At 40.2% G+C, this 12947-nt stretch carries 10 protein-coding genes; 4 read left to right on the top strand and 6 right to left on the bottom strand.

Annotated elements, in window-relative coordinates; all coding sequences use genetic code 11:
• Nucleotides 1-2: 2 nt before the first annotated feature.
• Nucleotides 3-998 (bottom strand): aldo/keto reductase, encoded by a 996-nt coding sequence (locus RYH73_RS14070; RefSeq protein ID WP_335314076.1) that lies wholly within the window; start codon nucleotides 996-998, stop codon nucleotides 3-5.
• A gap of 109 nt (nucleotides 999-1107) precedes the next feature.
• Here RYH73_RS14070 and RYH73_RS14075 point away from each other — a divergent pair, with 109 nt between their 5' ends.
• The 4 genes from RYH73_RS14075 to RYH73_RS14090 all read left to right on the top strand — a co-directional run bounded on the left by RYH73_RS14075 (nucleotide 1108) and on the right by RYH73_RS14090 (nucleotide 4122).
• A complete protein-coding gene (locus tag RYH73_RS14075; protein WP_335314077.1) occupies nucleotides 1108-1464 on the top strand; it encodes a winged helix-turn-helix transcriptional regulator in 357 nt (118 codons plus the stop codon).
• Between the two features lie 173 nt (nucleotides 1465-1637).
• The gene (locus tag RYH73_RS14080) at nucleotides 1638-2396 is read left to right on the top strand and encodes an NIPSNAP family protein (RefSeq protein WP_335314078.1); all 759 of its coding nucleotides are present in this window, start codon (nucleotides 1638-1640) and stop codon (nucleotides 2394-2396) included.
• 149 nt (nucleotides 2397-2545) lie between these two features.
• Entirely contained in the window at nucleotides 2546-2926 is a 381-nt protein-coding gene (locus tag RYH73_RS14085) for a hypothetical protein (protein WP_335314079.1), read from the top strand.
• A gap of 536 nt (nucleotides 2927-3462) precedes the next feature.
• Nucleotides 3463-4122 (top strand): DedA family protein, encoded by a 660-nt coding sequence (locus tag RYH73_RS14090; RefSeq protein ID WP_335314080.1) that lies wholly within the window; start codon nucleotides 3463-3465, stop codon nucleotides 4120-4122.
• Between the two features lie 133 nt (nucleotides 4123-4255).
• On the opposite strand, the gene RYH73_RS14095 is transcribed toward RYH73_RS14090, so the two are convergent.
• From RYH73_RS14095 to RYH73_RS14115, 5 genes are read right to left on the bottom strand one after another with little or no spacing between them, the layout of a single operon-like run.
• Nucleotides 4256-7003: a TonB-dependent receptor gene (locus RYH73_RS14095; RefSeq protein ID WP_335314081.1), complete on the bottom strand. Its 2748-nt coding sequence runs from the start codon at nucleotides 7001-7003 to the stop codon at nucleotides 4256-4258.
• 35 nt (nucleotides 7004-7038) lie between these two features.
• Complete coding sequence (locus RYH73_RS14100) at nucleotides 7039-8076, bottom strand: PKD domain-containing protein (RefSeq protein WP_335314082.1); 1038 nt, start codon at nucleotides 8074-8076, stop codon at nucleotides 7039-7041.
• Nucleotides 8077-8131: 55 nt separating this feature from the next.
• A complete protein-coding gene (locus RYH73_RS14105) occupies nucleotides 8132-9505 on the bottom strand; it encodes a discoidin domain-containing protein (RefSeq protein ID WP_335314083.1) in 1374 nt (457 codons plus the stop codon).
• A 40-nt stretch (nucleotides 9506-9545) separates the two neighbouring features.
• Nucleotides 9546-11261 carry an alkaline phosphatase family protein gene (locus RYH73_RS14110; RefSeq protein ID WP_335314084.1) on the bottom strand — a complete coding sequence of 572 codons (1716 nt, stop codon included), beginning with the start codon at nucleotides 11259-11261 and terminating at the stop codon, nucleotides 9546-9548.
• 34 nt (nucleotides 11262-11295) lie between these two features.
• Entirely contained in the window at nucleotides 11296-12921 is a 1626-nt protein-coding gene (locus RYH73_RS14115) for a DUF5008 domain-containing protein (protein WP_335314085.1), read from the bottom strand.
• Between the last annotated feature and the right edge of the window lie 26 nt (nucleotides 12922-12947).

Raw genomic sequence — 12947 nt, forward strand, 5'->3', positions numbered from 1 at the left:
GCTTAAATAAGCAAGTGCAACTGATTCAACTGTTCCGTAATAAGTGCCACCTCGTCCGCTGAGATCGAGAAATCAGCAGCTTTGGCATTTTGTATCGCCTGCTGTTTGTTTCTCGCTCCTACCAAAGTAATTGTAATAGCAGGCTGTTCCAGTGTCCATAGAAGCACCAGTTGCCCCACCGAAATCCCCTTATCTGTAGCCAAATCCCGTATCTTTTCTAGAAAAGCATTTGTTCTTTTCAAATTCTCTTCTTGAAAGAAAGGAAGTCCTGCACGGTGATCTCCTTCACTGAAGACATGACCTGGTTTCATTTTCCCTGTCAGCAAACCACGCTCTAAAGGACTGTAGGCAATGATGGATTTTTTGTGTTGTAGGCAATAAGGAATCACTTCTTTTTCGATTGCTCGCTTTACCATACTGTAAGGCACTTGATTAGAAGCAAGTTCGAGAAATTTTTCTGCCTCTTTCATTTGAGAAACGTCGTAGTTACATACACCTGCATATCGGACCTTCCCATCTTTTATCAATTGGGCAACAGCCTCCATGGTTTCTTCAATAGGTGTTGTCTTATCAGGCCAATGAATTTGATAAAGGTCTATATAATCGGTTCGCAATCTTCGCAAACTGTCTTCACATTCCTTTACAATGCTTTCTTTTCCTGCATATTTATAGATATCAATATCTACACCATTATTGTCCTTACTTTTAAAGGCAAAATCGCCCTTTGTTGAATCCCAACGCATACCAAATTTCGTTAGAATCAAGATTTGGTCCCGCGGTAGCTGTTGAATTGCTTCACCTACGATTTCTTCACTTGTTCCCTGACCGTAGATCGGGGCTGTATCAATGGTATTTACACCTAAATCATAAGAGGCTTTAATGGCTTCTATTGCATCTTTTCTTTCCGTTCCCCCCCACATCCATCCACCGGCGGCCCAAGCGCCGAAAGTTATAACCGAGGGGTTCAAGCTCGTTTCTCCAAGTTTTCTGTACTTCATTTTATTGTTTTATATATTTTTTAAGAATTAACCCTGCCTATTGAGTTTTATTACAATGATTAACCCTACTTCCATCAAAAATCCTATATTAGCCTCCAAAAATAATTTTATGAGAAAACTGAGCTCAACAAATTATTACAATCAAACCTATCTGGAAGAAAAATGTGCACTGAATGAGCTTTTACACTTATTGAGTAAACGTTGGCTCACGGATGTCCTGTTTAGTATCGAAGAAGGAAATACACGTTTTTCAAATATAAAAGAAGATTTGAAACACATAAGCGATAATATTTTAGCCGATCGATTAAAGCTTCTTGAACATTATAAACTGATTAGCCGCCATGATAATCTGCACGAGCTTTCATCACGAATAGAATATTCGCTAACTGAATCCGGCACAAAGCTAAGTGATATGCTCGATCAATTATGCAAATTTGCCGAAAGTGACATCGACTTTCCGGACTGACTAAGATTCTCCACATCTTAACTACTTTTTTAAGTCATATTTGTTTGATTGTTTTACAAAAAAAAGCATTCTCTATAAAACTGCAAGCACTTAGTAAATTGTGAGTAAGGATTTGCCTTTGATCAGTTTCGACGCTATTTTAGAACATAGTAACTTTACTAAAAATCAAATTAATGAAATTTTTATCAATCTTTTTCTTTCTCCTCATTTCTTCCAACGCTCTTTCCGCAAAAGGGCGCGACATCTATGTGATCAAAGTTTATCACTTGGCAGATGGAAAACAGGAACGTCTAGTAGATGACTATTTACAACATGCTTATCTTCCAACATTACACAAGTTCAACATCAAACACATAGGCGTCTTTAAACCGATTGAATCGACAGAAAAGTTAACCTATGTACTTATTCCGTTCAAATCTATTGAAATGTATCTCCAATTAGAATCCAAACTTGCAAGCGACGAAGCTTATCAACAGTTAGGAAAAGAATACTTAAATGCAGCGCATGATCAACCCGCTTACACTCGGATTGAAACCATTCTTTTAACCGCCTTTGACAAGAGCCCAACATACCATATCCCGGCCCTTACCGGACCTAGTGAAAAACGTGTTTACGAACTGCGGAGTTATGAAGGGCCGAGCGAAAGACTTTATAAGAATAAGGTTGATATGTTTAATAATGGAGATGAGGTCGGCTTGTTTATGCGTCTTGGATTCAATGCGGTCTTTTATGGAGAAGTACTCGCGGGAAGCAAAATGCCCAACCTCATGTACCTTACAACATTTGAAAACAGAAAATCGCGTGATGAACACTGGAAAAAATTTGAACAAGATGCTTACTGGAAGAAACTTTCTTCAATGCCTGCATATCAACACAATGTTTCTCATGCTGATATTACACTTCTTTATCCAACAACTTATTCCGATTTCTAATTAAAAAGCTTATCTGTTCTTTACAATCAACCTACTAATTTTCGTAAACGGAAGCGGTCCGATCAAAAGACACCAAATAGTGACTTCTATCATATTTTTTATTGAATAGCTTCTTTTATTTTGTGAATCACAATAGAAATCTATGCATAATGAGCACATTTCCATTCACACAACATGGCATTAATCAGGTCTTAGAAGCTCTCTATCAATTACCCGAAGAAATTTTACTTGAAGAGGTTTCGATGATCCAACACGATCTGATTAAATGGTTGAATGAACATTTTGATCTTGAAGAAAATCAGCAATCTTATCTTCAACGGCTTCCTAATAATCTAGTATATATGGTATCGAGGCAACTCTGTATTGCGATTTATAATCGGTTGCCCATTATTTTAAATGCTAATTCGACAGATCAGCTACCTCATCAAGCCTACGAAAATATTCGTGCAATCAGTGTGACTGAAACAACCTACAATCCTTCATTAGGTTTTCAGAGTAGCGGATCATTAACACTTTGTGTTAATTACTAAATCTACCTTGTAGTTTATCAATGTGCGCAAACATAATCTCATAAAGTATTGTTATATTCGCAGCGTATAAATTTTGCGTTAGAAAGGAATGTTGCTTCAGAGAGAAAAGATTGTCGGCAAAAAGGAGCTTTATTTACTCCTCATTTGCGTATCCAGTTTTTTATTAAGCTCTTTTTTCTTTTATGATAAAGCACCTACTCGAAGCAAAAACCAGTTTATTGGTTTTGTTATACAGGATTACGCGTTGGACGATGTGGTAGCGCCTTCCGGTCAACAAAAAAAGCAGGACCGTAAGGAATGTCTAAAAACAATGCTAAATTGTTCAAATTCTTCCCTCCGATCTATATCAATCCCGCTAATTTCACTTCCGATTTCTTATACATCGATATGGTATAAACCACATTATTACGATTTTTTATCTATGTATAAATTATTTTAACAAACGAGGCCCTTAACGTTTAGCGAGGGCTAGCATAGGGCTCACCTTTCTTCACCCATAGCGCTTATTTGAAAACTATTTTTTAGAAGTTACGTTCATGACTGAAATTTTTGATTTTTTCCAAAACCTCACCAATCCAGAGTGGATCATGGAGAATGGGGGATTATATCTTTTATTATTCATTGTATTTGCAGAAACTGGTATTTTACTCGGATTTTTTCTTCCCGGCGACCCACTTCTATTCATCACGGGGATGATTTTAGCAAATAACACATTACCAACTGTAGATCCGGTATGGAGTCTTTTGTATTGGATTTTGCTAATATCCATTGCAGGCATTTTAGGCAATTTTTTGGGCTATTGGACAGGCAAACGTTCAGGGAGTGTGCTCCTTAAACGAAAAGACAATCTTTTGTTCAAAAAGAAATACATTGTGCAAGCCCAAGAATTTTACGAGAAAAAAGGAGGTGGCGCTATCATTCTAGCGCGATTTATGCCCATTGTAAGAACATTCGCTCCGATTGTAGCAGGAATTGTTAAGATGGATCTACGAAAATTTTCAATTTTCAACATTGCCGGTAGCTTCATTTGGGTGGGGGTCTTAGTAACCGCAGGTTATCTCTTGGGAGAAAATGAATGGATAAAAAACAACTTGGAGAAAATTATTTTCTTAATCGTCCTTATCGCTACCGCTCCGGTTTTAATCAAAATGTTAAAAGGTTTAAGAAATAAAAGTTTAGAAAAGAATGCTTCGTGAGTTAATGCGATATTGACTAAAAAATAAAGGTCTCCAACCGGGGAGATTGAAGACCTTAGCTAACCAATTATAAACCTAAATTATGATGATACAAAGATAGTGTACAAAATACACTTTGTCAAGTTTTTTTATACTATTCCGCTATTTGGTAATGAAAAACCCCTCTCGCGAGTTGTCCATTGGCACCAATTCCTTCTACTACTATTCGATATTTACCAGGGTTACTGGTGTTAAAGTAACTTACACTTGCTTTACCCTCTTTACTAACCGATACTACCGGATTCCAATACACTGTACTACGTTGATCAGCCAAGTTATCCACGCTTTCTGACACACCGTATTTAGGCGAATAGAACTCGCGCGTTGATGTAAAACCTTTCGGTGCATAGAGTTTCGTACTATAGTCGGTACGTTCCGCTGGTGACCACCCCTTGGTATTGATTAAGATGACACCGGTAGTAGCTCCGCCTCCATAGATATTCGTAAGTGAGGGCGATCGCAGTACTTCCAAGCTTAAAATTTGAGTAGGATCTATTAAATTTTGTTCAAAAATACCTACCAGATCCTGTAGATCTCCGTCGCTACGAAGATCAAGTATGCGCCCATCAATAATAACCTGCATTTTTCCACCCCGCGTAGAGGTGGGAAAAGTGACAGGTCCTATGCTAGTTTGTTCTGTTCTGAACACAACGCCTCGGAGACGTCCTTCCAAACAAGCCCTTAGCGTTGGACAAGTCCCCAGCTCACTCGCTGAGATTACCTGATCAGCTCTACCCGGACCGTTAAGATTATAAGATCGTGGTGATGATTTAGCCGTTTTGGCGTTTACAATGACCTCTTTTAATTTAATGAGCCTATTTTCAAGTCCCAATGAAGCTAGTCCATCATCATGTTTTTTTGTGGCCGAAAAGTATGTATCAAGTTGTTGATTAATATTTAACAATAGATCGGCTGTATTCTTATTATAGGTTACGCCTAAACTTGGAATTCCTTCCAAAACGATCTCGACTTTATCACTCCCCTTTTCTGATCGCCCTTGTATGGTAAATTTTATATTATCGGTTATAAATAAACTGTCAAATACAAACTTTCCTTCTGCATCCGTCATAGTTTCGAGTGTAATATTTGCAGTCGTTGAAAGCAATGTTATTTTACCGTTAACAACTGGTTTACCGTGGAGTGTAAGCAATTTTCCGGTAATGAAGGATACCATTTTCTCGGGAGGATAAATCGGTTTTTTCAACTTGTCGGCTAACAAATCCGACCAAGTAAAACGTCGATACCCCTGTGTCATCAGCAGCAAATCCAAATGATCGCGCTTTTCATCTGTTATATTGGTAAAATAATAATTTGGTTGTTCGATATATCCTCGTAAATTACTTTGCAATAATAATTGAGAGAGAATGGTGGTTTCTTGCTCTTCTTTAACAGGAACTTGGCTTTCATCGATAACAGCTAAGGAAAAATTTCCTGAAACCGGCAGCCCTTCATTATCAAGAACGCTCAAGTTAAAGTTTTGCTCGCTTCTTGGCTTATAACTATCCTTTAAATTCGCGAGGGATATATTTAAATTATCGCCACGTTCTATGAAAGCAATCCGTTCATTCAAAGCTTGCCCTTGACTAAACAAAGTGAATTGGACAATTCCTGAAACACCTTGTGTCAACGGCACATATAAATTGTTTAGTGGACGGTTAGGGCTTAAATCAGTTGCATAAAACACTTCTCCATCTGCTTGTGCAACAATACTTATCGGTTGTTTCAATCGATCGTTACTGCACATAATACGTAAAAGCACTGTATCCGTTGCAGCCTGTGAATACACCGACAGCACATAGCCGGAAGTCTTTACCTTGGGAAGCGAAAGCTGCTTTGTGCTACCATCCTGAAATACAACTTGAGCCTTGTATTGCTTTCCACTTTCGGGAGTAAACATAAACTGCCCCATACCCGCATGCACGCTATTAAATGTTGTTAAAATTTGCTGATTTTCATCCAACACTTCACCTTTTATGTCAACACTCAGGCCATTCACACCTATTGCCTTAAAAGCGACCCGATTGGGAACACCGGCCACTAGATCACCACTCTCAGGAAAAAACTGTACATCGGCCCGATCATATTGTAAGTTTATCGGAAAAATGCTTGTCGCTACTTTCCCTTTATCCAACCGAATTTCACTTACAATAAAAGCCGTAACCGAATCACGTAAACTTCTTTCACTCAATGGTATCATTAATCGTCCCTCTTCATCCGTTCTACCCTTTCGCTGGCCCAATAGCTCACCCTCTGTGCGTATGAAGTATTCGATTGATTTTTCAACTAGAGGTTTCCCTTGTCCATCCAAAAACCGGATATGCATCCCGCTAAGTTTTTTTTCTTCCGTTTCATCAAATTGCAACCTTGCTTGGGTTTGAACTCCGTAAGGGCTTATGGCACCGATGTATAAGATGCGGTCATAAAAGTAATCGCTGTCAGCATTCCGCATCCACTGCGTATATGCTCTTAAACGATAGTTCCCTGCTTTTAATTCTACAGGCAAACTAATATTGCCCTTAGCCATACCGGCAATGAGTGGTAACTTAAGTGAAGAAACTACCGAATCAGTTGAAGAAATAAGATCGACATAAACGGCTCCACTTAACGAAGAGAGTTGATGATATGCTCCCACGACAGTATAGGTCTTAAACCAAATCGTGTCACCGGCCATATAGTAAGGCTTGTCTATATGTATATATACTTTTTCTGGTGGATATTCTTTGGCCCAGACCTCAAGTGGTTTTAAAATTTGTTCCACGCTATCCTGCGCGTTTGCAATAATAGCGTTCTGGCTAAAAAGCAATAGATACAGTAAAACGCGAGAAACGAAATTTTTAATCATATCAAGATTGTTTAAGAATCTGAAGCATTCACTTTTTAAGTTTGCGGCAACGATAGTACCCGCCATTCGGATAGTTGGAAGAGGGAACCTGAATTCACCGCCGTCACATATATACGATAAAAATTATAAGCGGTTGAATTAGCAAAAGTAAAGGTCCTTGTTTCTCTCCTTCCGGGGAAATCTTCGTTTTCACGTCTATCTAAAACGGTCCAATTGCTACCGTCTTTTGATCCTTCTAAGCGCCAATTAAGCGGATCGCGACCATCTGCATCGTTGCCTGATGTAAAGGTATAACCACCTAGCACAACAGGATTATAGAATTCCAGCTGAAACCACAGATCACCCGAGAAATCCGACTGTAAAAATTTAGTCGTGATATCATTGTCTACCAATTTCTTCGATCCCTCTCCCCCATCGGGTCCGCCATTGTTATCTCTTGAAACAGAAAGTACCCCATCTGCCGTTATATCTCTAACGATCCCCAAATCAGTTAACAAACGCGTAATTTGCAAAACCGATCCTTTAGGTGTTTTTCCTTGTAGTGTATAATAATCAAACCTTCCTGTCTCCACGGGGATGCTGACGTCCCGTTCAGTGGAAATAGGGCTACCTGTAGCCGTTGCTCCGTTATACCAACTGACTTCGCTTAAATTTACTCCAGTATTAACTGCTAAGTCCAAGGTTCCGGTTCCCGTAGGACGGGTGTCCATTTCCATCAATCGGTCGGGATTTATTTGGATAATTTTCTCCCGTTGAGCCCAGTATTTTTCTTCATTCTCTACACGCATTAAAACAGTAAATGTTCCCGTTTTTAAAAAAGTGTGTACCGGCGAGGTTTCGACAGCGCTGCTATCGTCTCCAAACTCCCAACGAACGACTGAAAAATTCGTTGACTCATTTTCGAAATCAAAAGTAAACGGATCATCATCTGCTACCTGCGAAGCGGTAAAACTTGCGGTAGGCTTAGGTCCATCTGGTTCAGGTGCAATCTCTTCCTCATCCTTTTCACAACCCGCACACAGTGTTATAGCGAGGAAAATTGTCCCCAGCAAATTCCTGAATTGTATTTCCATAATTAATAGCTATTCCTTTGTTTTTATATTAGTCGATAACATGAGTACGCGTCCGCTATGGAACTCGAATAAGCCGCCATTCAGCCAGCTGAATAACGCCACTGCCGTTGTTATTGGTAACATTCAATCGATAATATTTATACGCTTTTGCTGTTTCGAAATCGTAACGCTTGGTTAGGAAGCGATTCGCAAAGGTCTCCGCTCCTCTCGTATCTAATGTGGTCCAGATCGACCCATCGTTCGAACCTTGCAGATTCCAATCTTTTAAGTCTCGATCCGCAGCGTCGTTTGCTGAGGTAATCGTGTATGCACCGATAAGCTGTGGTTCCGCAAAGGCTAGCTGAAACCAACTGCTACCTACAAAACCTGGCTGTAAAAATTTCGTATTAATATCGTTGTCAATTAGTTTTGCCGCGTTCTCATTGGCATTTGAATTATCGTGGTCTACACTTAAGGTGCCCGTAGCCGTTACATCTACTTCTCTTACATATTGCGGATGGACAAGCACAACAACATGACTTTTCGTTGGATCTAAGAGATGCCTAGATGTTGCCACTAACTTAACAACTAATGCCAAAGTATGATCGGCATTTTCTTCAATGGTAGACCATGGAACAATTAAATCCATAGTAGCGCGACTGAGATTACTACCCACCTGATAGGTCTCATTAAGCGTATATTGATCTGGACGGAGGGCAATGGTATTTTCCGGTAAAACCCCTTGGCCAATTAAGCTTGTTATGCTATCTGCATTGACGACGGTTGTTACCGTAAAGAAATTTCCAGGTGTTCCTGCCAAACTAATTCCCAATGGAATATTTATTCCGGCAGAGGTAACATTATAATTTCTTCGATTGCGCACCTCCAACACCGTGCCACCTCCGTTTGTAATAGACACGTAGTGAATATCCTCTTCCTTCAGAATATCATTAGTATTGAAAACGATTATCCCGGATTTATCTGAACCAATGGTATTTCCTTTACCTGGATTAACCAGATCGTAGGCTAATACTACTTGATGTCCAAAAAAACGCTCGAGGCCGGAAAGGCCTATTTTTACCTCAAAAGTAGCTTCCTTAGCTCCATAGGCGATATCTACCGCGTTCGGTAGCGTAATCGCATTCGAGGGTAATACGTATGCATCGGTCAGGCTACCGTTCTCCACTAATTGGATCACCGTATCTGCATTTAACTGCAGACCGACCTGAAAAGCTTTTGTCGCTGGGGATGATAAAGTGACTTTTATCGGGATAGTCACTTCATCGCTATTTTTCAGGATTTCACCTGCAATTTCACCCGCAGATATCGTCGTGGCAACATTGCGGTTTAATGCAAAACTATCCAGTCCCTCCTTTTTACAGGAAATTGACATCGTGCAAAGCAAAGCAATGAACACGAGTGGTTTAGTAAGTTTGTATCTATTGTTCATATCTTTCCATTGTTAAAATCGTTCTATGAAAAGGTTCAGTCTATTGATCTAACCAAGTTCTACCGTCTAACTGCCAATTCTCTTGCCGTGATATTTTAAGCCACGTATAGATTTGTGTCGGCACATCAAAAGTTCTTGGTACCTGAGAACCTAAGTCGGCTGTAGTTGGTGCACATAGATACTCATTTAACCGATCATAACTAAAATCGTCTGATGTCATTATTAAATGATTGCCAAAAGGCCCTTCATCACGGATGGTACCATCTGTGTCATTGGCTACGGGCCAATAACCGGCCAGGTAATCATAATAAGGATGATTTTCATCGACGCCTATTTCACAGGCATACGTGGCAATCACGTCATCCGGTAAAGCCGCTTTCCAAATGCGCACATCGGCCACATAAACGTCTGGCTCTCCATGGCCATTACCGTTGATATAACCGATCTTTAGGGGTGCGTTCGTATCTAGATTACCCCAACCCTGTATGCTAGCTTCGGTATTAAAAGCTCCATTGGTGTAGGTACGGACAAAGCGTTCGCCATCCCTTACAACTCCTACTACAGCCACACTGCTCCAACTCGCATCAGCCAACGCACCCCCCTTCACTTGATTACCATCTCCTGTTCCTCGTGCATTAAACATCCAATAGTCGTTCTCCAAGAAAACAACCCAGCCATTAGATGCCCACCCCGATGACCATTCGGGGCGCTTACCGAGCACACTTGGGTAAATGTTCTTGATTGCTTTATTCTTCTTGACTTTTAATTCAATGGTAAAAGCGCCGGTATCCAAATTATAAACAGTATTATCGCCCGTTTCCAGTACGGCATGACGTTGCCCTTGAAAGCGGGCAAAATCACCTTGAAATCGATTACCGATAAAAGGTTTACTAACAAACCGTCTGCTATAACGAGATGCGCTGAATATGGTAAAGGTGTTTGCCACGGAGTTACTAAATATGGTATTATCATTCTCCGATAAAGGATACTCGCCCCCGATACTTGATGTAACAACAATGAGCCAATTTTCTTCTTGATAGGTCGGCCTTTCTTTTAATGCGTTTAACATATCCCCTAGGCCCGCATCAAACGCTATAAGAGCGTCTCTGTAAGCTGGTTTCGACACATCATATCCAGCGGCCGAGCCAACTTTATCCGGATTACTGAAGTGTGCAGTAATAAACCCTACATTTTCCGCTTGCAGAGCGGTAACGACCGCAGATTTGACAGCATCGTCATCGGCAACTAGCTGACTTTCGTCCGCATCAGTGGTTAAGTTATCTTTAAACACACTTGAGGTAGTGAATACGCGGATATTCGTGGTTGAGTCGGCCTGTTTTATTCGCTCATAAATTAAGGGATAAGTATCAAAGTTATTGGTACTAAAATCATTATCTATTACTCCGTGTTTCTCTTTTGCCACTCCTGTAAACAAACTAGCCCAATTAGTTCCCGGCTGTGTTGCTTGTTCATCTGCCAAAGAAACCCAAGAGTAGATAGCGTGGTTTAATAACCCATTGATATTAGGAGCTTCGATCGCCTGTATTGATTGTCCTCTTATACCATCTGCTATGATGTATAAAACTTTGGGCTTACCATAAGTTACATCAACGGAGTCGCTGTGCGTCTTGTCTGGAATTGTCTTCTCAAAATCCTGCTGACAAGAGCTAGTTAACAAAATAGCTAATAAGTTCCATACAGATAAGGGCCGGAGCACCTTTTTTGTTGCTAAAAATATCTTTTTTAATTCCATCATAATGTTTTCTAATTTGGCTTTGTGTTAGCACTAATTATTCAATAAGCACCCTAATTATGTTAGCAGCATCCTTACTATCAAACTGCCGGAAATAACCAATCAACAATAAAGCGCGTTTCTTATCAGCAGATTCTGTTTCAAATACATTGTATAAGTCGCCACTAAAGGTTCCTACCGCATTATAGCCAGCAGCCAAACTACCATCGGAATTCAGCACCATGAAACTATTTCTCGTTTTTCCATCGTATTTAACAAATGTGCCGCTTACTATGATCAGCCCATCACTAAGTTGTTTAGCAAAGCGAGGTAAACCGTTTTCGAATACCCTTGGAACAAAGGTTTCATCTAATGTACCATCATCGTTTAGCAAGGCCATGGCGATCCTCGACTGCCCGTTATAGGTTCTGAAATTGCCACATACCACGTATTTATGGGTTATGTTATTGTAGCTGGCATAATAGGTCTGAAAATCAAAACCCGCACCGCCTGCATTGAATGTTCGGTCAATGGTACCATCAGCGTTTAAGCGGAGGATATAGTTAGCAGGTTCGCCATCAAACTGGTTAAAATTACCGAAGACTAGCATTTTACCTTTCAATGGGCCTTCCTGATGATAGTAGGTATCTATGGATCCGTTACCACCTGTTAAACTTTTGTTAGTACCGGTATCAAAACGATAGGTTTTGTCCAATGTGCCGTCTAAATTCAATCGGGCAAACTGTCTCACTTCTGTGCTATCAACGATAATGGTATCTCGGGTCTCTAAGAAATTCGGTTTATCATATTGCCGACTGACATAATAACGAAAACTACCTGTCACTAACAACTTGCCATTTTCACTATAGATACGATTAACTCCACCTTCATCAAAACCTGCATTAAATCGGGGGAAGTATTGTATGGTATCGTTTTGATCAGGCCTTCTCCATGTATGAACGCCCATCGTATCAACGCTTCCATTACTATTAAGCATCGTTAAATTGCTAATGTTACTGGTTCGCTGTGCATAACCGGAGAAACTGCCGCCAATAAAATATTTATCGTTAACTTGTGTAATGGCACTGATATAGCCGTTGGCACCGGTACCTGATTTTAAGCCGGCATCGTAAGTGCCGTCTAAAAAGGCCTGTGCAATGCGGTTAATAGGACGGATAATCCCTTTATTATTGTAGTTAGTGAAACCGCCAACAATCAGCATTTTCTCATTATTGGTAAATAAAATATCGCCAACTGCACCATTGGCCCCTTGTGTCGCAACAAAGGTCGGATCAATCTTAATTTTACCTTCCACCGTAAATTCAGGTCCAAAGACAACCACATCGCCCACGGAAATGGTGGTAATTCCCGTACTGGCATAATCGGGCACCACCACTGAAATTCCAGCATCCGTCACTTCTTTAATCTCGGCCTGCTCTCCATTAAATCGGAAAACCAATTGATCCTTATGAGGAAGCAAACCTTTTGCCTCTATATTCACTTCTATGCCAGGTAATCCAGAAGCCGGTGACGGCATTTTAGCACGATCGACAGTAATTCCCAAAGCAGCTTTTCCATCAGGATAAGGTTCACTGAACTGTTCTGCTTCCTTTGTGCAAGAGAGAGCGAAAAAGCAGAAAAAGGAGATATACCAAACTTTAAACTTGTAGATAGTTGAATTCATGATCATGTTATTTTTTAATTTAATCT

It is taken from the genome of Olivibacter sp. CPCC 100613 (assembly GCF_036959255.1).
Classification (GTDB): domain Bacteria; phylum Bacteroidota; class Bacteroidia; order Sphingobacteriales; family Sphingobacteriaceae; genus Olivibacter.

What these genes read in the sequence shown, in the direction of transcription:
- RYH73_RS14070 (WP_335314076.1), bottom strand. Translation starts at nt 998, where the DNA reads ATGAAGTACAGAAAACTTGGAGAAACGAGCTTGAACCCCTCGGTTATA.
- RYH73_RS14075 (WP_335314077.1), top strand. Translation starts at nt 1,108, where the DNA reads ATGAGAAAACTGAGCTCAACAAATTATTACAATCAAACCTATCTGGAA.
- RYH73_RS14080 (WP_335314078.1), top strand. Translation starts at nt 1,638, where the DNA reads ATGAAATTTTTATCAATCTTTTTCTTTCTCCTCATTTCTTCCAACGCT.
- RYH73_RS14085 (WP_335314079.1), top strand. Translation starts at nt 2,546, where the DNA reads ATGAGCACATTTCCATTCACACAACATGGCATTAATCAGGTCTTAGAA.
- RYH73_RS14090 (WP_335314080.1), top strand. Translation starts at nt 3,463, where the DNA reads ATGACTGAAATTTTTGATTTTTTCCAAAACCTCACCAATCCAGAGTGG.
- RYH73_RS14095 (WP_335314081.1), bottom strand. Translation starts at nt 7,003, where the DNA reads ATGATTAAAAATTTCGTTTCTCGCGTTTTACTGTATCTATTGCTTTTT.
- RYH73_RS14100 (WP_335314082.1), bottom strand. Translation starts at nt 8,076, where the DNA reads ATGGAAATACAATTCAGGAATTTGCTGGGGACAATTTTCCTCGCTATA.
- RYH73_RS14105 (WP_335314083.1), bottom strand. Translation starts at nt 9,505, where the DNA reads ATGAACAATAGATACAAACTTACTAAACCACTCGTGTTCATTGCTTTG.
- RYH73_RS14110 (WP_335314084.1), bottom strand. Translation starts at nt 11,261, where the DNA reads ATGATGGAATTAAAAAAGATATTTTTAGCAACAAAAAAGGTGCTCCGG.
- RYH73_RS14115 (WP_335314085.1), bottom strand. Translation starts at nt 12,921, where the DNA reads ATGAATTCAACTATCTACAAGTTTAAAGTTTGGTATATCTCCTTTTTC.